Source organism: Nocardia sp. NPDC019219 (assembly GCF_040632645.1).
GTDB classification, from domain to species: Bacteria; Actinomycetota; Actinomycetes; order Mycobacteriales; family Mycobacteriaceae; genus Nocardia; species Nocardia sputorum.
This window is the reverse complement of sequence record NZ_JBEYCG010000004.1, coordinates 398,378-417,311: the sequence shown is the minus strand read 5'-3', so window position 1 is coordinate 417,311 and position 18,934 is coordinate 398,378. Positions and strand designations below refer to the sequence as shown.

The 18,934-nt window shown below is 69.9% G+C and carries 19 protein-coding genes and 1 pseudogene; 11 read left to right on the top strand and 9 right to left on the bottom strand.

Going from position 1 to position 18,934, the window contains the following annotated elements; translation table 11 throughout:
- Positions 1 to 144: 144 nt before the first annotated feature.
- Positions 145 to 1,032 carry a LysR family transcriptional regulator gene (locus tag ABZ552_RS11345; RefSeq protein WP_357436708.1) on the bottom strand — a complete coding sequence of 296 codons (888 nt, stop codon included), beginning with the start codon at positions 1,030 to 1,032 and terminating at the stop codon, positions 145 to 147.
- A 79-nt stretch (positions 1,033 to 1,111) separates the two neighbouring features.
- On the opposite strand from ABZ552_RS11345, the gene ABZ552_RS11340 reads away from it, so the two are divergent.
- The 3 genes from ABZ552_RS11340 (at position 1,112) to ABZ552_RS11330 (ending at position 3,720) form a co-directional block, all read left to right on the top strand.
- Positions 1,112 to 2,053, top strand: coding sequence for an EamA family transporter (locus ABZ552_RS11340; protein WP_357436705.1), 942 nt, complete (start codon positions 1,112 to 1,114; stop codon positions 2,051 to 2,053).
- Positions 2,050 to 2,682, top strand: a complete 633-nt coding sequence (locus tag ABZ552_RS11335) for an NAD(P)H-binding protein (RefSeq protein ID WP_357436702.1) — start codon at positions 2,050 to 2,052, stop codon at positions 2,680 to 2,682. The genes ABZ552_RS11340 and ABZ552_RS11335 overlap by 4 nt, the downstream gene beginning before the upstream one ends.
- A gap of 96 nt (positions 2,683 to 2,778) precedes the next feature.
- Positions 2,779 to 3,720, top strand: coding sequence for a superoxide dismutase (locus ABZ552_RS11330; RefSeq protein WP_281917627.1), 942 nt, complete (start codon positions 2,779 to 2,781; stop codon positions 3,718 to 3,720).
- 4 nt (positions 3,721 to 3,724) lie between these two features.
- Here ABZ552_RS11330 and gatB read toward each other — a convergent pair whose 3' ends face one another.
- The 5 genes from gatB to ABZ552_RS11305 form a co-directional block, all read right to left on the bottom strand.
- Entirely contained in the window at positions 3,725 to 5,230 is a 1,506-nt protein-coding gene (gatB, locus tag ABZ552_RS11325) for an Asp-tRNA(Asn)/Glu-tRNA(Gln) amidotransferase subunit GatB (protein WP_357436699.1), read from the bottom strand.
- Between the two features lie 59 nt (positions 5,231 to 5,289).
- A complete protein-coding gene (locus tag ABZ552_RS11320; protein WP_357436696.1) occupies positions 5,290 to 6,666 on the bottom strand; it encodes an alpha/beta fold hydrolase in 1,377 nt (458 codons plus the stop codon).
- Between the two features lie 36 nt (positions 6,667 to 6,702).
- On the bottom strand, positions 6,703 to 7,146 hold the full coding sequence (locus ABZ552_RS11315; protein WP_357436693.1) for a hypothetical protein: 444 nt from the start codon (positions 7,144 to 7,146) through the stop codon (positions 6,703 to 6,705).
- A gap of 124 nt (positions 7,147 to 7,270) precedes the next feature.
- The gene (locus ABZ552_RS11310) at positions 7,271 to 8,305 is read right to left on the bottom strand and encodes an ATP-dependent 6-phosphofructokinase (protein ID WP_159838561.1); all 1,035 of its coding nucleotides are present in this window, start codon (positions 8,303 to 8,305) and stop codon (positions 7,271 to 7,273) included.
- 82 nt (positions 8,306 to 8,387) lie between these two features.
- Positions 8,388 to 9,212 carry a serine hydrolase gene (locus tag ABZ552_RS11305; protein WP_281878365.1) on the bottom strand — a complete coding sequence of 275 codons (825 nt, stop codon included), beginning with the start codon at positions 9,210 to 9,212 and terminating at the stop codon, positions 8,388 to 8,390.
- A gap of 142 nt (positions 9,213 to 9,354) precedes the next feature.
- Here ABZ552_RS11305 and ABZ552_RS11300 point away from each other — a divergent pair, with 142 nt between their 5' ends.
- The 6 genes from ABZ552_RS11300 (at position 9,355) to ABZ552_RS11275 (ending at position 13,445) form a co-directional block, all read left to right on the top strand.
- On the top strand, positions 9,355 to 9,504 hold the full coding sequence (locus tag ABZ552_RS11300; protein ID WP_281878363.1) for a hypothetical protein: 150 nt from the start codon (positions 9,355 to 9,357) through the stop codon (positions 9,502 to 9,504).
- A 175-nt stretch (positions 9,505 to 9,679) separates the two neighbouring features.
- Complete coding sequence (locus ABZ552_RS11295) at positions 9,680 to 10,003, top strand: metalloregulator ArsR/SmtB family transcription factor (protein ID WP_195086171.1); 324 nt, start codon at positions 9,680 to 9,682, stop codon at positions 10,001 to 10,003.
- Positions 10,000 to 10,956, top strand: a complete 957-nt coding sequence (locus ABZ552_RS11290) for an SRPBCC family protein (RefSeq protein WP_281878362.1) — start codon at positions 10,000 to 10,002, stop codon at positions 10,954 to 10,956. Before ABZ552_RS11295 ends, ABZ552_RS11290 begins: the two co-directional genes overlap by 4 nt.
- Positions 10,957 to 11,113: 157 nt before the next feature.
- Entirely contained in the window at positions 11,114 to 12,385 is a 1,272-nt protein-coding gene (locus ABZ552_RS11285) for a cytochrome P450 (RefSeq protein ID WP_281878361.1), read from the top strand.
- Positions 12,386 to 12,501: 116 nt separating this feature from the next.
- The gene (locus ABZ552_RS11280; protein ID WP_281878359.1) at positions 12,502 to 13,050 is read left to right on the top strand and encodes a cysteine dioxygenase family protein; all 549 of its coding nucleotides are present in this window, start codon (positions 12,502 to 12,504) and stop codon (positions 13,048 to 13,050) included.
- Positions 13,047 to 13,445, top strand: a complete 399-nt coding sequence (locus ABZ552_RS11275) for a rhodanese-like domain-containing protein (protein WP_281917623.1) — start codon at positions 13,047 to 13,049, stop codon at positions 13,443 to 13,445. The genes ABZ552_RS11280 and ABZ552_RS11275 overlap by 4 nt, the downstream gene beginning before the upstream one ends.
- Positions 13,446 to 14,790: 1,345 nt before the next feature.
- Here ABZ552_RS11275 and ABZ552_RS11270 read toward each other — a convergent pair.
- From ABZ552_RS11270 to ABZ552_RS11260, 3 genes and pseudogenes are all read right to left on the bottom strand, one after another.
- Positions 14,791 to 15,618: pseudogene (locus ABZ552_RS11270) on the bottom strand (serine/threonine-protein kinase); the annotation flags it as partial.
- Between the two features lie 71 nt (positions 15,619 to 15,689).
- Positions 15,690 to 16,343, bottom strand: coding sequence for a response regulator transcription factor (locus ABZ552_RS11265; RefSeq protein ID WP_281880809.1), 654 nt, complete (start codon positions 16,341 to 16,343; stop codon positions 15,690 to 15,692).
- Positions 16,344 to 16,385: 42 nt separating this feature from the next.
- The gene (locus ABZ552_RS11260) at positions 16,386 to 17,696 is read right to left on the bottom strand and encodes a histidine kinase (RefSeq protein ID WP_281878357.1); all 1,311 of its coding nucleotides are present in this window, start codon (positions 17,694 to 17,696) and stop codon (positions 16,386 to 16,388) included.
- A gap of 158 nt (positions 17,697 to 17,854) precedes the next feature.
- Here ABZ552_RS11260 and ABZ552_RS11255 point away from each other — a divergent pair, with 158 nt between their 5' ends.
- Positions 17,855 to 18,163: a hypothetical protein gene (locus ABZ552_RS11255; protein ID WP_281878356.1), complete on the top strand. Its 309-nt coding sequence runs from the start codon at positions 17,855 to 17,857 to the stop codon at positions 18,161 to 18,163.
- Between the two features lie 53 nt (positions 18,164 to 18,216).
- Positions 18,217 to 18,924, top strand: coding sequence for an ABC transporter ATP-binding protein (locus tag ABZ552_RS11250; protein WP_281880808.1), 708 nt, complete (start codon positions 18,217 to 18,219; stop codon positions 18,922 to 18,924).
- Positions 18,925 to 18,934: the final 10 nt, after the last annotated feature.

Genomic DNA, 18,934 nt, shown 5'->3' with positions numbered 1-18,934 from the left:
CGGCGGTGACAGCACGATCCGGGCTTCGCCTTGTCGAGGCGACCAAGGGGCCAGGAGGCCATGTGTCGCTTGACAGCGCCGCTGCGGTCCGGCCGCTCATGCTGCGTGCGTCGCCTTCGATCGGCCGGAATGCCCGCGGACGCTTCAGGAGTCGTCCCGATCCTGGGCCGGGATACCGAGCACGGTGAGGAAAGCGGTCGCCGCGGGTGGGCGGCTGCGGCTCCAGATGACGTATTCGACGCGGGCCGGGGCGTCGGCGACCTCGATGGTGACGACGCCCTCCAGCTGCGGCGCGTAGGCGGCGGGGAGCATGGCCACGGCGAGTCCTGGGCGGACGAGCCGAGCGATGTAGTCCGCGCTGGTCACTTCGAAGGCGACGTCACGGTCGAGACCGGCGGCTGCGAACGCCTGATCGGATTGAAGGCGTCCCGCGGTTCCGGCCGGCAGGTCCACGAAGACCTCCGACGACAACCTGCGCAGATCGACCGTCGGCGCACCGGCGAGCGGGTGGTCCCGCGCGACCACGGCGACGAGCCGGTCGCGGGCGAGTTCGTGGGCGGCGACGCCGCGTGGTCGCGCGGTGACCGGCAAGCCGAGGAAGGCCACGTCGATGGCGCCTTGCACGACGCGCTCGATCAGTTCCTCGCTCGCGCCGACCCGCAGACTGACGCGCACGTGCGGATATCGCGTGCGGAACTCACGCAGCGCATCCGGGATGTCGACCGCGGCGACGGTGGGGATCAGCCCCACGGCAAGTCGTCCGCGCACCTCACCGACCGCCGCGGCGACCTCGGCGGCCGCGCGCTCGGCGGCGTCCAGGCACTGGCGGGCAGCGGGGAGGAACGCCGCGCCTGCCGGTGTCAGGCGCACCCGGCGGCTGGTGCGCTCGAACAGTCTCACGCCCAGTTCCCGTTCCAAGCGGGCGATCTGGTGGCTGAGGGCGGATTGCACGACCAGGCATCGTTCGGCGGCTCGGGTGAAGCTGTTCGTCTCGGCGACCGCGAGGACGTAGCGCATCTGTTGGAGCTCCATAGACCAATCGTGAATCGAGATCGATGAAGTGACAAACATGTGTTGGACTCATCAATAGTCGCCGGGCGAGACTTCCCCTGTGAAAAGTCCAGCAGCACAGACAATTTCCGGCGGAGACGCGCCGCTCGGAAATCTGTCCCGCACCGTCCTGACGGCGCTCGCGCCCGTGTCGTGGGGCACGACCTACGTCGTCACCACCGAACTGCTCCCACCAGGACACCCGCTGTTCGCGGGACTCCTGCGCGCGTTGCCCGCGGGGTTGATCGCGCTGGCGATCACGCGAACGCTGCCGCGCGGAGCGTGGTGGGGCAAAGCAGCGGTGCTCGGCGTGCTCAACATCGGGCTGCTGTTCCCCCTGCTGTTCCTGGCCGCCGAACGTCTGCCGGGTGGCGTGGCCGCGACCTTGGCGGCTGCCCAGCCGCTGGTCGTGGCTGTCCTGGCCGTGGCCGTCCTGCGGGAGAGCCCGTCCGCCTGGCGCCTCGTGTGGGGCGCGATAGGCGTCCTGGGTGTCGGCTTGGTGGTCATCGGGCCGGATGCTTCCCTCGACTTCGCCGGAGTCGCGGCGGGCATCGCGGCCGCGGCTTCGATGGCGCTGGGCCTGACGCTCACGAAGAAGTGGGGACGCCCCGCTGCGGTCGGTCCCACCGCTTTCGCCGGCTGGCAGCTCACCGCGGGCGGACTGTTTCTGCTGCCCCTCACGTTCCTGGTCGAAGGTTCCCCGCCCGCGATCGACGCGCCCGCTGCCTGCGGCTACCTGTGGCTCGGTCTGGTCGGCGGTCTGCTCGCCTACGTCGTCTGGTTCCGCGGCATCGGCGCCTTGCCCGTCACCTCGGTCGCGGTTCTCGTGCTGCTGTCGCCGCTGGTCGCCGCCGTTCTCGGCGCCGTCCTGCTGGGCCAGACCCTCGGCCCGGTGCAGTTGGCAGGCTTCGCGCTCGCGCTCGCCGCCATCGTCGCGGGGCAGCTTCCCGCGCCCACCCGCTCGTCCACCGTCGTATCGACCCCCGAAGGGATACTGAAATGAAGATCGCAGTCGTCGGAGCCAACGGCATGGTCGGCTCGCGTGTCATCGCCGAGGCCGTGCGCCGCGGCCACGAGATCGTCGCCGTGTTCCGGAGACGGCCGCCGACTCCCTTGCCGCCCGGGATCTCCGCCGTCGAAGGCGACGCGAACGACGCCGACCGGATGAGCGAACTGTTCGACGGCGTCGACGCGATCGTGGCGGCGACGCGTCCGGCATCCGGGCAGGAACACACCGTCACGGCGACGACGACGACCCTGCTGGACGCGGCACGGACCACTCGGTCACGCATCCTCGTCGTCGGCGGCGCCGCCCCTCTGCAGGCTTCGGAGCACTCCGATCGGCTTGTCCTCGACAGTCCGGAGTACGTCCCGGAGGCGGTTCGCCCCATCGCCGCCGCCAGCGTCGCGCAGTGGGAGTCCTGCCGGGCGCATCCGGCCAACTGGGTCTATCTCAGCCCGCCCGCCCTGCTCGAGCCCGGACAGCGGACCGGAAAGTACCGGCGCGGCGCCACCACACTGATCATCAGCGCCGACGGCTCGTCCCGAATCTCTGCCGAGGATCTCGCCGTGGCCGTCCTCGACGAACTCGAAAGCCCAGGCGAGAGCAGGCATTTCACCGTCGGTTACTGAGCGCGGGCATCAGCCGCCCATGGCTTCCGCGTGCGACGATCGGCATCAGGCACTCCGGCCGGTGGGCCCGGCGATGACGACAAAGGAAACGACCAGATGAAGAGAGTCCTCGTGCTCTCGGCCGCGCTCGCCTGTCTCGGCGCTACGGCGCTGGTATCCGCGGAGCGGACGACGGCACACCGTCCGGACCCGCGCACCACGATCGGCCTGCCCGCCGGATTCCAGCCGGAGGGCATCGCGATCGGATCGCGACCGGTGGCCTACTTCGGCTCACGGGCCGACGGCTCCATCTACCGCGCCGACCTGATGACCGGACGAGGCGACATCCTGAGCCCCGGGCCGGGTACGCCGGCGCTGGGCCTCCAGATCGACCACCGGGGCAGGCTGTTCGTCGCCGGTGGCACCGGAGGCGACGCCCGCGTCGTGGACGCCGACACGGGCGCGGTGCTGGCGAGCTACCGGCTCGGTACGCCTCCGGACACGTTCGTCAACGACGTGGTGCTCACCCCGACGGGCGCGTGGTTCACCGACTCGCGAGCGCCGGTGCTCTACCACCTGCCCGTCGGCGACGACGACGCGCTGCCGCCGCCTCCCGCGGTGGTGCGGCGACCACTGACCGGCGACCTCCGCTACGAACCCGGCGCGATCAACGCCAACGGAATCGTGCGCACGCCCGACGGCGACGGGTTGATCGTCATGCAGTCGGTGACCGGCCGGTTGTTCCGCGTCGAGCCGGCGACGGGCGTGACGCGACAGGTCGATCTGGGCGGCGAGACGCTGCCCGGCGGCGACGGGCTGCTCTTGCGCGGCGGCACACTGTTCGTCGTCCAGAACCGGTCCAACGCGATCGCCGTGGTCTCGCTCGATCCCTCCGGCACGACGGGGACCGTCGAACGGCGCGTCACCGACCCGCGCTTCGACGTGCCGACGACGGTCGCGATGTTCGGAGACCGTCTCTATCTCCCGAACGCCCGCTACACCACGCCGCCGACCCCGGACACGACCTACGACTCGGTCGCGCTCGACCGCCCTCGCTGACGGCTCAGCCGCACGCGGCGAGGACGAGTTCCCGGACGCGGGCCGCGTCGGCCTGGCCGCGGGTCGCCTTCATGACCTCGCCGACGATCTTGCCCGCCGCCTGCACCTTGCCGGAACGGATCTTGTCGGCGATATCGGGGTTGGCGGCCAGCGCCTTCTCCACCTCCGCCTGCAGGGCGCTGTCGTCGCTGACCATGCCGAGCCCCTTGGCCTCGACGATCTGCGCCGGATCGCCTTCGCCTTCCAGCACATGGTCGACGACCTGCTTGGCCACCTTGTTGTTGATCGTCTTCGCGTCGACCAGCTTGATCACCTCGGCGACCTGGGCCGGGGTGATCGGCAGCTCGTCCAGCGCGACTTCGCGCTCCTTGGCCTTCTCGGTGAGGTAGGCGACCCACCAGGAGCGCGCCTCGTTGGCTGGGGCGCCCGCGTCGACGGTGGCGATGATCAGGTCCAGCGCACCCGCGTTGACCAGGTCGCGCATCACCTCGTCGGACAGGCCCCAGTCGGACTGGATGCGCGCCCGGCGCAGCCACGGGTACTCCGGGATGGTGTCGCGCAGCTGCTCCACCCAGTCCGCGTCGGGCGCGACGGGCTCGAGATCCGGCTCGGGGAAGTAGCGGTAGTCCTCGGCGGTCTCCTTGCGGCGGCCGGGCGAGGTGGTTCCGTCGGTCTCGTGGAAGTGCCTGGTCTCCTGCACGATCGTGCCGCCGCCCGCGAGCACCGCGGCCTGCCTGCGCATCTCGAAGCGCACCGCGACCTCGACGCTGCGCAGCGAGTTGACGTTCTTGGTCTCCGTGCGGGTGCCGAATTCCGTTGCGCCGATGGGCATCAGCGAGACATTCGCGTCACAGCGCAGCGAGCCCTGCTCCATCTTCACGTCGGAGACCCCGAGCGACTTCAGCAGATCCCGCAACGCCGTCACGTAGGCCCGCGCCACCTCCGGCGCACGCTCCCCCGCGCCGGTGATCGGCTTGGTGACGATCTCGATCAGCGGCACACCCGCCCGGTTGTAGTCCAGCAACGAGTGGCTGGCGCCGTGGATGCGGCCGGTCGCGCCGCCGATGTGCACCGACTTGCCGGTGTCCTCTTCCATGTGCGCGCGCTCGATGTCGACGCGGAAGGTGCTGCCGTCGTCGAGCACCACGTCCAGGTGCCCGTTCGTGGCGATCGGCTCGTCGTACTGGCTGATCTGGTAGTTCTTCGGCTGATCGGGGTAGAAGTAGTTCTTACGCGCGAACCGGCCCCACGGGGTGATCGAGCAGTTCAGCGCCAGACCGATCCGGATCGCGGACTCGACGGCCTTCTGGTTGACCACCGGGAGCGAACCGGGCAGACCGAGGCACACCGGGCAGACCTGGGTGTTCGGCTCGGCGCCGAACTCGGTCGGGCAACCGCAGAACATCTTGGTCGCGGTGTTCAGCTCGACGTGGACCTCCATGCCGAGCACCGGCTCGAACCGGGCGATGACATCCGAGTAATCCATCAGGTCGACCGTGGGTGCGCTCATGGCCATCAGTTTAGGTAAACGCTCCCGTCGCAGCGCAGCGGCTCTCGCGTCGCGCGGCGCTACTTCGACGGGACCCGCTGCCGCAACCACCCGGTGACGTAGTCGAGGACCTCGGGCGCGATGGTCGTCTCGATGGTGCTGTACTCGCTGGGACGGCCGGTCTCGGTGGGTTGCATCAGATGGTTGAGGCCGGGGAAGACGTGGACGGTCGCGTCGGGGTCGGCGGCGAGGAGGTCGCGCATCGGCTGCTCGCTCTGCGCCGGGGGCACCTGGAGATCCTTGCCGCCGAAGAACGCGAGCACCGGGACGCGCAGGGCCGAGAGGGCGGGCGCCGGATCGTAGGCGACCAGGGCCGCCAGATACGGCGTGATCTGCGCGGCCGCCTGATCGTCCGGCACGCGCTGGTCGGCGGGCCGGGACTGGTTCTGCCGCACGGCCAGCTGTTTCGCGCCTTGCAGGTCACCCGCCTTCAGCAGAGTGGCCACTTCGGTGGTGTCGCGCACCTGGGCCTCGATCTGGTCGGGTGGTGCGCCGTTGGCGGCGGCGAGCAGGCGGGTCTGCTCGATCAGCACGTCCGCGCCGGGAACGCCGGGTCCGGCCATCAGGACGGCGAACGCGACGCCACTGTCCGGGCGCGCGGCGACCAGCGGCGCGAGGTAGCCGCCCTCGCTGTGACCGAAGAGCCCGACTCGGGCCGGGTCGATGTCGGCGCGGTCGCGCAGGAAGCGGACGCCCGCGGCGGCGTCCTCGGCCAGGTCCGTGTAGCTCGCGTCGTCCAGCTTGCCGCCGGTGCCGCCGACGCCGCGATCGTCGGTGCGCAGCACGGCGTAGCCCGCGCGGGTGAAGGTGTGGGCCAGCAGCAGGAACGGCTTGTGCCCCATGAGGTCCTCGTCGCGGTCCTGCGGTCCGCTTCCGGTGATCATGAGGATGGCGGGGAACGGGCCCGCGCCCTGCGGCTCGGTCAGGGTGCCCGCGATGGTGACGTCGCCGTTGCGGTAGGTGACGTCCTCGGTCTTGTACGGGAACGGCGGCTTCGGTTCCTGCGGACGGGCGGGGGGTTCGACCTTGCCTCGGCTCAGCGTCAGCCGGAAGCTCTGGCCCGACTGGGTGAAATCGCCGGTGATCCGGTCGCTTCCGGACTCGTATTCGCCGTGGAACACCGGGTCGCCCGGGATGTCGGGGATCGCGAACGACACGCCGTCGCGGTCGGAGCTGACATCCTTCAGTTGCGTGCCCGTCACCCCTTGCGAGGGGATGTCGATGGTGGCTGTGCCGTCGTCGCGGAAGGTCACGCCCACCTGCACCGGTTGACCGGGGACCTCGATGGCGCCGTGCCAATCGCCGATGGTCGGATCGGGCGGATTCGACTCCGAACACCCGGCGACCAACGCCGCGATCACGAACAGGGCCAACGCGATCAGTCGCCCACTGCGCATGCGACTCACAGTACCGACCGCGCGCACCGGCCCCCGCTATTCGCCGCGCGCGTACCGCACCGCAGCGGCGATTTCCGCCATGTCGAGCTGCAGGCCGGGGTTCTGTTCCCGCACCTCCTGGAACTCCAGCAGGGCGTCCTCGACGGTGGTCTGCCGAGCGGTTCGGTTCAGCTCGCGACGCACGTACTGCCCCAGCGGAAGTCCGGCGGAGCGAGCGCGGCGGCCGAGGACGCCGAGCGCATCGATGGGCAGGCCGTAGCTTTGCACGAGCGCCACGGCGTCGTCATCGATATCCGGTGCCAGGTCGCGTCCTTTGGATTCCAGGAATTCCACGACCGTGTCGTCCGGTGTACGCCGCCGCGCCAGCGCGATCAGCTCACGCCCGATGTAGTCCGGCAACGGCAGCCCCGCCGCGCGCGCCCGCCGGTGCAATACATCGACGGTGGCTTTCGGCAGATCGTTCACGTGGATCTCGGCCATACCGGCCAGGGTAGCCGCCGCGCCGGTACGGGACGAACCGAAGCGGTTTCGGTCGCCGGTGCGCCTCCGTTCACGCGTCATCGATCCGGTCTGCGCCGAAGAGCGCGTCGACCTGTGCGCGTTCCTACCCGAAGAACGCCTCCGCTTCGCGATAGCGCTCCGTCGGCACGCGCTTGAGCTGTTTGGTGGCCTCCGACAGCGGAACCAGGTCGATGGAGGTGCCGTGCAAGGCGACCATCTGGCCGAACTTGCCCGCGTGCACGGCCTCGGCCGCGTGCAGGCCGAAGCGAGTGGCCAGCACCCGGTCGTAGGGCGTGGGGCTGCCGCCGCGCTGCACGTGACCGAGCACGGTGGTGCGGACTTCCTTGCCGATGCGCCGCTCGATCTCCACGCCGAGCTGCTGCGCGACGCCGGTGAAGCGCTCGTGGCCGAACTCGTCGATACCGCCCTCGCGCAAGGTGAACCCGGAGTCCGGCGCCGGGTGCGAGCCCTCGGCGACGACGCAGATGAAGTGCTTGTCACCGCGCTGGAACCGCCGCTTGATCATGGCGCACACCTCGTCGACCTCGAACGGGACCTCCGGCACCAGGGTCAGGTGCGCGCCGGCCGCCATGCCCGCGCTGATCGCGATCCAGCCCGCGTGGCGGCCCATCACCTCGATGAGCATGACGCGCTGGTGCGATTCGGCGGTGGTGTGCAGCCGGTCGATCGCCTCGGTGGCGATGCTCAGCGCCGTGTCGTGGCCGAAAGTGACGTCGGTGCAATCGATGTCGTTGTCGATGGTCTTCGGGACGCCGACCACCGGCACGCCCTCGTCGGACAGCCAGCTCGCGGCGGTGAGGGTGCCCTCGCCGCCGATCGGGATCAGCGCTTCGATGCCGTTGTCGTCCAGGGTCTGCTTGATCCGGCCCAGGCCGGCGCGCAGCACGTCGGGGTTGGTGCGGGCGGTGCCGAGGATGGTGCCGCCCTTGGTGAGGATGCGGTCGGTGCGGTCGTCGTTGCGGATCTGGATCTTCCGATCCTCCAATAGGCCGCGCCAGCCGTCCTCGAAACCGACGATCGCGTCTCCGTAACGGCCGTTCGCGGTCCGAACGACAGCGCGGATGACCGCGTTCAGTCCTGGGCAGTCTCCGCCTCCGGTCAGAACTCCGATGCGCATGGCCGCTATCTTGCCCTTCATGTCCGATCTCGGCAGCCCCGCCCCCGTGAACGGCGTGTAACACCGACCTGGACAGATGACCTCATGCGGCCGGGCAGCGTCCCCCGGACAGTTCGTCGAGATGCTCCGAGACGACCGTGGCGAGTTTGTCCAGGACGTTCATGCCGTCGCTGAACGATCCCGACTCCGGCTGCACGGCGATCGCGATCGCGATCTGCCCCGAGGGGACGTCGATGACCCCGAACTGCCGCACCAGGTAGTTGCCCGAGACGTCCGGGCCCCAGCCGCCCTTGAATTCGGCGCCGCCGAGCTCGCCGAGACCCCAGCGCTGGCTGGCGATGACCTGTTCCATCAGCGAGGTCACGCGATCGGTTTGCGGCAGGCAGGGCAACCGCGAGGCGAACCGCACCTGATCGGTCAGCGACCACTCCGCCTGCCCGAAGGCCGAGTGCTCGGAACGGGTGCGGGTGGCGGGCACGACGGTCTTGTTGTCCCCGCCTTCGCGCAGGACCGCCTGGACGGCCTGCGCCGCCTCCTGCGGCGTGCCGAGCGACTGCCAGAGCACGTCGGCGGCGGCGTTGTCGGACTGCGTGATCGCGGCCGACGCGGCGTAGCTCGAGCTGCCCGGACTGCGCCGCAGCGCGGCGATGGTGAGCGGCACCTTCATCGTCGACCAGGCCGGACCGCTGGTCCATTCACCGAAGGTGATCGCCTGCTCGCCGCCGACCGGCATGATGGCCATGCCGAGCTTCCCCCGCACGCCCGCCGCGAGCTCGGCATAGCTCGCGGCCAAGGTGCCCGGCAGGATGAGGGACAGGCCCTTCTGGTCGGTGCGCGCCGCGGCCTCGGTGATGCTCGGTTCGCTCGATGCCGAGTCCTCGCTGCGGTCGGTCGTACACCCGGCCACCAGCGCTACGGCAAGCGCCGCACAGCCGAGGACGTTTCGTATTCTGCGGAATCGCCGACCGCCGGCCGCGACGACAGGGGCGCGGCCTCGGGTCGGCTGACTCTTGTCTCCCCGCCAAGTGACGACGGCGCGGTCAACAAGCATGGACACCTCCACCTACCCGCCCGATGTCGCCGAGCGGCCGGGATCGGAACCGGCGCTGCTGGCCGGCCTCACCCGAGAACTGCTTCTCGTTATCCCGGAGAACGTACTAGATGTTTCGATTACGCCCCAGTTCGCCGAAAACACCTGACCGACACAGCCGGTGCCGAACAGAGCGCCGGATATCGGTAACACTCAATAGCATTGCGGTATCACCGCAGGATCTGTCGGGTTCGCCGAACCCCGTCGCCGCGATCCGGCTTCCGGCGAACACGTCTGGCGGGCTTCACGATGTTTTTATATTCCATATGAGCTATATTGCCAATATGGCATCTACGTTCGAGGCGCTGGCCGAGCCACGCCGCCGGGAGATCCTGGACCTGCTGCGCGAGCGGGAGCGACTGGTCGGCGACCTGGTCGCGCAGCTGCGACTGGCCCAGCCGACGGTGTCCAAGCACCTGAAGGTCCTGCGCGGCGCGGGTCTGGTCGACGTGCGCCAGGACGCACAGCGGCGCTGGTACCGGTTGCGACCGGAACCACTGGCCGAGATCGAGGCCTGGCTCGCGCCGTACCGGCGGATGTGGGACACGAGCCTCGACGCCCTGGAACGTCATCTCGACGCCATGCCCGACGAGAAAGGACAACCATGAGCGATCCCCGAGCACAGCTGCGCACCATCGACGGCGCCCCGACCCTGCGGTTCGAACGCAGGCTGGCGCATCCCCCGGCGAAGGTGTGGCGCGCGATCAGCGACCCGGCGGAAATGGCCGCCTGGTTCCCGGCCGCGGTGACGACCGAACCACGGCCCGGCGCGGCGATGCGCTTCACCTTCGCCGACGCACCCGAGACGGTCGAAAGCACCTCCCGCGGCGAGGTGCTCGAGTTCGACCCGCCCAAGGTCTACATGTTCCGGTGGAACGAGGACGTGCTGCGATTCGAACTCGTGCCCGACGGGGACGGGACGCTGTTGGTCTTCACCCACGTCCTCGGCGGCGGACCGCTAGGACGGCTCGGCGCCGCGCGATCCGCCGTCGGGTGGGATCGTTGCCTGACGGCACTCGCGGGCCTGCTCGGCGACAGCCCCACCGAGCCGGACACGACTTGGCTTGCCGATATCGAGCGCTATATCGAGGAGTTCGGGCTCGACACGGGCGACTGCGAGGAGGTCGCCGGTGGCTACGTGTTGCGGTTCGCGCGTGACCTGGTGTGGCAGCCGATGGACTCGGTGTGGACTTCGCTCGTCGGCGACGAGACCCCGTCCGTGGGCGCCCGGCCACCCGTCCGGTCGACCAATCAGCATGTCGAGGCGGGTGCGCTGGTCGACGTCGAGCCGCCTCGAACGTTGGCGTACGAGTGGCGGCACGACGGCGCCGTCGCGGGCACGGTCCGCTGGGCCTTCGAGGCCGATCCCGACCTGGGCGTCCGAGTGGAACTCACCCAGACCCTGCCGGAGGAATTGGCTCGGCTACGGCCGGAACTGCTGGCCGCCTGGCACGTCCAGCTGGAACTCTTCTTCGCCGCCACCCGAGGCGACATCCGCTGCCCCTGGCCCGCCGATCGCGTGGCCGCGCTGGCCGAACGGTACGCGGTGGCACTCGGGTGAATCACTCTGTGCCACTGCGGCTCAAACGCACCCGCCACCGGGTTCCGACTGCTTACGATCCCGTAGCACATCGCGAAACATGCACCTGACCGGCGCGTAGCCGACCCGCTTGCCCGCACGCGTCGGCGAAGAGCCTTCCCTTCTGGAGTCATGCCTTTTGTCCACGCCACCGTCCCCGCAAGCCACTTCCGAAAGCCCGAAAGGCTGCCCCGTCCAACACGGTTCACCGCTCGACGCCGACGGACCCCGGGTCCCGCTGTACACAGAGGAATTCGCCGCCGACCCGCATCGCGCCTACCGGGAGATGCGCCGCCGGTTCGGTTCGCTCGTGCCGGTGGAACTGGCGCCGAATGTGCCCGCCACGTTGGTGATCGGCTATTACACGGCGTTGCGCATCCTCAACGACCCCGTGCACTTCCCGGCGGACCCACGGACCTGGCAGCAGGGCATTCCCGGAGACTGCCCGATCCTGCCGATGATGGAATGGCGGCCGAATGCCCTGCGCAGCACGGGCTTCGAACACGAGCGCTACCGCCAGGTGAACGTCGCGAGCCTCGGCGAGGTCGACCTGTACGCGTTGCACACGACGACCGAACAGGTCGCGGGCCCGCTGATCAACGCCTTCTGCCAGGACGGCGCGGCGGACCTGATCAGCCAGTACGCGTTCCCGCTCACGTTCGCGGTGCTCAACGAGATGCTCGGCTGCCCGCCGGAGATCGGGCAGCAGGTGGCGATGGGCATGGCCGCCATCTTCGAGGGCGTCAACGCCGACAAGGGCAACGCGATGCTCGCCGACGCGCTGTTCGAGCTGGTGCAGCGGAAGCGACGGAATCCGGGCGACGACATCACGTCGCGACTGCTGCGCCACCCCGCCGCCCTCGACGACCGGGAGATGATCCACCAGCTGGTCACCCTGTACGGGGCGGGAATCGAACCGCAGCAGAACTTGATCGCCAACACCTTGCGACTGATGCTCACCGACCGCCGGTACGCGGGCGGGATCTTCGGTGGCAGTCTGTCCACCCGCGACGCGCTCGACGAGGTGCTGTTCGACGACCCGCCGGGAGCCAACTACTGCTTCAGCTACCCCAAACAGCCCATCCTGATCGACGACGTGTGGTTGCCCGCGCACCAACCGGTCGTCATCAGCATGGCCGGGTGCAATCACGACCCGGCGATCAACACCGGCGAGCACACCGACAACCGCGCGCACCTCGCGTGGGGTGCCGGACCGCACGCCTGCCCCGCCAGATCGATGGCATACCTGATCGCGCAGGATGCCATCGACCAGTTGCTCGACGCGCTGCCCGAGATACAGCTCGCGGTCCCGGTGGAGGAGCTGATGTGGCGCCCGGGTCCGTTCCACCGCGCCCTGGTCTCGTTGCCCGTCGTCTTCCCGGAGACTCCACCGTTGCCCGCGTTCGGGTAGGCGAGCGATCGAATTTTATTCGCGCTGATCGGGATTGGTGGCAATCAGCTTCCGATGGAGGAGGATCCACGCGGCGCAGCCGCGAGCGCTCATCCGACCGACCGTCAGGAGCACATGTGACCACTTCCCTTCCGGTGAACCTCGAGCACGCGAGCGATATCCATCCCGACATCGACGTGCCGCTGATTCGAGACGCCATCCACCCGGAGCGGGCACTGTGGTCGGCTTCGCAACTACACCGGCTGACCAGCCTGGTGGCCGCGGAGCTGGCGACGCCGCTGCTGGACATCGTGCGCTTCGACGCCGAGCGGCGCTGGTGGAAGCGCTTGGCTCTGACCATGGGCGTCGAGCTGTGGCTGCTGTCCTGGGCGCCGGGGCAGGGCACCGCACCGCACGACCACGGCGGCGCGTCCGGCGCGTTCACCATGACCGTGGGCGAACTCAGCGAGGAATACGTGCATCCCGGCGGGACGGTGCGGAAGGCGGAACGGCGGGCCGGCGACACGATCGGATTCGGCCCCGATCGTGCGCACCAGTTGCGCAATGACAAGTCGTTGCCCGCCGCGTCCGTGCACGCGTACTCTCCCCCGCTGCGGCCGGTCCGGGAATACCGTACGCTAACTGACTTCGCAGGTTCGTCGGCGAGCGGAGTGAGTGCACGATGAGTACAGGCGCCGAGGACATGGTCGCGCAGGCCAGGGCGCAGCTGGAGCGGGTGGCGCCGGAACAGGCGGCCGCGTTGCAGTCCCAGGGAGGGCTGATCGTGGACATCCGGCCCCACGCGAACCGGAGCGCCGAGGGCGAGATACCGGGTGCGGTCGTGGTCGAACGGATCGTCCTGGAGTGGCGACTGGATCCGAACGGCGAACACCGGCTGCCGGGCATCACCCCCGACACGCCGGTGGTGATCGTCTGCAACGAGGGCTACGCCTCCAGTCTCGCGGCCGCCGACGGGCTGCGGCTCGGGCTGCGCCGGGTGACCGATCTGGTCGGCGGGTTCCGGGCGTGGAAGGCAGCGGGCTTGCCGGTGGCGCCGGGCGGAACCCCGGCCGTGCCCTAGCCGGCCCGGCGGCGACGAAGCCGCGCCGCCGAACCCGTCAGTAGACGTACACGACCGCGTTCTCGCCGCCGCTGCAGGTGACGAGCGGCCCGTCGGGCTGACAATTCATGGTGTATGCCCGGCCGGTGACCGGGCTCGTCGCGACCACCGTGCGCGGTGCGTCGCGGGTGGCGTTCTGCGCCGAACCGAGTGCGGCATAGGCCTGGCGCACCTCTTCGGCGAACGCGCAGCTCGTCACGGCGGTGCCGGTCGCCGACTGGGTGAACGTCCCGGAGGAGGCATGGCCCTGGCCGCACGGCTTCGCGCCGGGGGGCAGCGTGACGGGAGTCTGCTTCGCTGAGCTGGACGTGGTCGGCGAAGCAGCGGTGCGGCTCGGCGCTTGGGCGCTTGGCCGCGTGGTCGCGGCGGGCGCCTCGCCGCGGTCGGCGGAGGAGGAGGTCGTCTCGACGCCGCCGGAGCCGAACGATTGCCACGCGATCGCGCCACCGACGGTCAGCGCGACGATCGCGAAAACGGCCACCATGATGGGTAGCGCGATCGAGCGCCCCGGGCGCGACGCGTCGTACGCGGCCTCGTCGTAATCGTCGTAGCCGTACTCGGGCTCCTCGCGGCCCAGTGGACGGCCGGTGCGCGCCGGGTAGTCACCGTGCGGCGGATAGTCGGTGCGTGCGGCGTGATCGCCCGGTCCGGCCGGCGTCAGGAACTGGGTGGGAGCCGAGTCCGGCGCGGGAAGGTAGTCGTGGGTGGCTTGCCGTGTAACCGATTCGGATAGCCGTCGATCCGGAGAGCGCGGGACCTCCGTGTAGTTCTCGGCTCCCGGATGCGGCTCGGCATAACCCGGCGCTTCCGAATAAGCCCGCGGCATGTCGGAGTACGCCTGAACCGTGGTCGGTTCCGCGTACTTCTGCGTGGCGGCGGGATCCGCCTGCCCGAAGGCGTCCGGCTGTCCCGCGTACCCCTGCGCGGAATCGAAGGGGCCGGGTGCGGCGTAACCCTGCGGATACGCCTGCGTCGGCGGGGCCGGATACTCCGGCCCCTGCGAGTATCCCGCGGTCTCCAGATACGCCTGGGTTTCCGGGTACAAGTGCGCGTCCGGGAAGGGGCGCATCGGAGGTAACTCCACCTCCGGCGTGTGCGGCGCACGCGGCCCCGCGTCCGCCGGCGGGAGCGGCGTGAACTGGAACTCCGTCGGCCGGACCACCGTCGGCGCGCTCGGATGGATCACCGCGGGCAGCGACAGCTCTCCCGTCGACTCCGGCGCGACCGCCGCACCCGCGGGTTCACCGGTGCGCGGGGACCGGTCGGGTGCGCGCACCACGAGCGTGGGCCCGGTGGCCGGAGCCGCGGCGAGGGCGGCGCGAGCGGCCCTGGCCAGCGCGGTCGCGGTCGGGAAGCGGTCGGCCGGATCCTTGGCCATACCGCGGTTCACCACCTCGTCCAACGCGACCGGGATACCGGCGGCCTGCGTGCTCGGCCGCGGCGGCGGATCGGACATGTGCGCCTTGATCAGCACGTTCATGCTGGCCGAGGGGAACGGCGTCGCTCCGGTCAGGCATTCGTGCAGCACGCAGGCCAGCGAATAGACATCGGCACGGCCGGTCACCGGCCCGACATCGAAACGCTCGGGAGCCATGTAGATGTAGGAACCGACGGCCATGCCGACCAAGGTCACCGCGCTGTCGCCCTCGGTGTGCGCGATGCCGAAATCGACGAGATACGCGAAATCCGCGTCGGTGACGAGGATGTTCGCCGGCTTCACGTCGCGGTGCACCAGATTGCTCGCGTGCGCGGCGTCCAGGGCCGAGGCGATCTGCTCGATGATGCCGACGGCGCGGGCGGGACTCAGCGGTCCCTGACCGCGCAACAAGGTGCGCAGGTCGACGCCCCGCACCAGCCGCATGTCGATGAACAGCACCCCATCGATCACGCCCCAGTCGTGGATCGGGATGACGTGCGGTTCGGCCAGCCGCGCCGCAGCCTGCGATTCGCGACGGAAACGCAGCTGGTACATCGGGTCTTTGGCGAGTTCTTCGGAGAGCAGCTTGACCGCGACCACCCGGTCCTTGACCGTGTCGTAGGCCTCGTAGACCTCCCCCATCCCACCCTTGCCCAGCAACGATCGCAGTTCGTACGGCCCGAACCGCGTGCCGGTTCTCGGCCCAGGTTCCTGCACCCGTCATCCCTCCGCATCCCGGGCAGGGATCGCACACCGGGATCACGCGGTCCGCGACCGGAGCCTGCCCGTCACAGAGTGGATTCTCCGGGTGTCACCACCCCGTGGTCAAACGCGAACACGATGGCCGCGGCCCGATCCCGCAGCTCGAGCTTCCCGAAGATATGTCCCACATGACTTTTCACGGTCACCTCCGAGATGCCGAGTTCACGAGCGATCTCCGCGTTCACCCGGCCGCGACCGATCAGTACGAGCACCTCGTACTCGCGTGCGGTCAACTCGGACAGGCGCGCGTCGGTGGGGGTGCGCACCGGACGCACCGTGCGGTAGGCCGACAGGACGCGGCCGGTCACCGCCGGGTCGAGCCAGGCTCCGCCGCCCGCGACCGTCCGCACCGCGCGGATGAGGTCCTCGGCGGGCGAGTCCTTGAGGATGAATCCGGCCGCGCCCGCGCGCAGCGCCCCGGACAGCAACTGGTCGTCGTCGAAGGTGGTGAGCACCAGAACCGGCGGAGCGCCGTCGCGCGTCCGCAGCGTCCTGGTCGCATCGATGCCGCCGACCCGTTTCATCCGCAGGTCCATCAGCACCACGTCGGGGCGCGCCTGCGCGACGGCGGCGGGGACTTCGTCGCCGTCGGCGCACTCGGCGACCACGAATCCGTCCCGTCGGCGCAGGATGCGCCGCAGACCGCCGCGCACCAGCTCCTGGTCGTCCACCACCAGCACGGAGACGGCGTCGTCACCGCTCGCGGGCGAGGTCACGCTCACTCAAGAACCCTCTCGTCCGGTGGTGGCGCCCGGTAGCACCGAGCACGAGAATCCGCCGCGCCCCGGCGCGAGCGGAATGCCCGCCCGCACCGACCAGCCGCGGCCGGACGGACCCGCGGTCATCCGTCCGCCGAGCAGTTCGGCGCGCTGGCGCATGCCGGACAACCCCATGCCAGCGCCGCGCTGGGCCGGCAGCCCGGCGGGCACGGTGTTGTCCACCGTGAGGGTGACCACCGTCGCGTCCACCGCGAGCCGGACCCTGGCCGACGCCCCGTACGCGTGCTTGACGACGTTCGCCAGCGACTCCTGGCCGATCCGGTACAGCGCGAGCCCGACCGCCGGTGACACCGCGCCGAGATCGCCCTCGCGGTCGTAGCGCACGTCCAGGCCGGCTCGCACGAAATCGCCGACCAAGTCCTCGATGTCCTCCACACCCGGTTCCGGGACCTGTTTCCAGGGTCGCGCGTCGAGCAGGCCGACCGTGCGGCGGATGTCGGCCATCGCCTGCCTGCCCAGCCGCTCGGCGTCGGTCAGCGCTTCCACGGCCTCCTCCACGTCGCGGTCGGTCTCCAGCGCATGCCGGGCGGCGGTGAGGTGCAACAGGGTGACGCTCAGCGAGTGCGCGATCACGTCGTGCACCTCCCTGGCGATCCGGTGGCGCTCCTCGTCGGCGGCCTGCGCCGCGCGAATGTCCTGGTATCCGCGTTCCTGGTAGAGGAAGCGACGCTGATATTGCAACATCAGCCCGGCCATCCAGCCGAACGCGATCCCGACCAGATAGGTGGGCAGCCCCTCGGGCACGTGGCCGATCGCGTCGAAGGCGACCAGCTGCAGCATCATCGCGACCGTCACCGGGATGCTCACCCGTTTCGGCGCAATCGCCGCGATCTCCCCCGCGGCGGCCACCAGCACGAACGGCGCGAAATCGGCGGCGACCGGCTGGGCGAGGAACAGCGCCTCGGCCGCCATGGCGAGCACGCCGAGCAGCAGCGGGCGCGGCAGCACGCCGAGCAACGCGTGCAACGGCCCGAAGGCGCAGGTCAGCAGGACCGCGATCACCGGAAGCAGGGTCGGGAAGTAGCTGTGCCGCTGCACGGCGGCCGCGACCGCCACGGCGAGGACCGCGACATCGACGCTGACGATGACCGACGGCGGATAGTCGTAGGGCAGCTCCTCGACGCTGCGCCGGAAGGACGCGACCGGATCGCGCGCGAACTCGGCGCACCGTTCGCGAACGCGCCGCATCGAGGCCCGCACGCGGCCGTCGCGCGGCGTACCGGGCGGTGCTTCGGATACGCCGGTCGAACCCATTCTGTAAGGCTAGCCGCCGTATCCGGGCCGGTACATCGTCCCGCGAGCGGGCCGCCGCTCCTACCGTGGGCGGAGACGCATTCGGGTCCCTGGCACGACGACAACAAGACGGTCGCGTCCGTAGCGTTGGCGGTAGTTCACAGAGGAAGGCGAGGGCCATGTCCTGGACGGATCAACACGCTCGAACCGACATCGTGCACGCCGTGCTCACCCGCGCGGCGCTCGACCCGGCCGATCCCGACCTGTTCGAGGGGTTCTCCGAGCTGGATCGGCTGTTCGGCGGCGCGGACGGACTTCTGCTCACGCTGCGCTACCGGTGGGACCTGCATTTCGCCGCGAAACTCGACCAGGGGCTGACGGCGATGGAGGCCTATCTCGAGCTGGCGGCCGAGCAGCCGGTGCTGCGCGCGGTGCTCGACGCACAGTATCGTCGCCGCAAACTCGCGTCGGAGGCCATGGCGCGGTAACGCGCGACAAGGAACGAAGAGATTTGATCGACCGTACGGAGCGGGGGACGACGATGCCGGAACCGGCGATGCTGGAACTATCGGGCGTGACGAAGGAGTATCGGGTCGGCGGGCAGGCGGTCCGCGCGCTCGACGACGTCGGATTGCGCATCGAGACAGGGGAATTCACCTCGATCATCGGGCCGTCCGGGTCCGGCAAGAGCACCCTGCTGCATTTGCTCGGGGCGCTGGACAGCCCCGATGCGGGCTCGATCCGGTTCCGGGGCGAGGAGATCGGCGCGCTCGACGAGGAACAGCAGTCGGAGTTCCGGCGGCACCAGGTCGGTTTCGTGTTCCAGTTCTTCAACCTGCTGCCCACGCTGTCGGCCTGGGAGAACGTGGCGATACCGAAGTTGCTGGACGGCACCGGTTTGCGCAAGGCCAAACCGCGCGCCCTGGAGTTGCTCGACCGGGTGGGCCTGGCCGAGCGGGCCGAGCACCGTCCGGCCGAGTTGTCCGGCGGGCAGATGCAGCGGGTGGCGGTGGCGCGAGCGCTGATCATGGACCCGCCGCTGATCCTGGCCGACGAGCCCACCGGCAACCTCGACTCCAAGACCGGCGCGGCGATCCTCGAGCTACTCGGGGAGATCGCCGGATCGGGCAGTTCGGTGGTGATGGTGACCCACGACATGGGCGCGGTGACCTACTGCGACCGGGTGATCACGCTGCGCGACGGGCGGATCGGCTCCAACGACAAAGTCGAGCGGACGGTCAACGCGTGAGCGGTCAGGC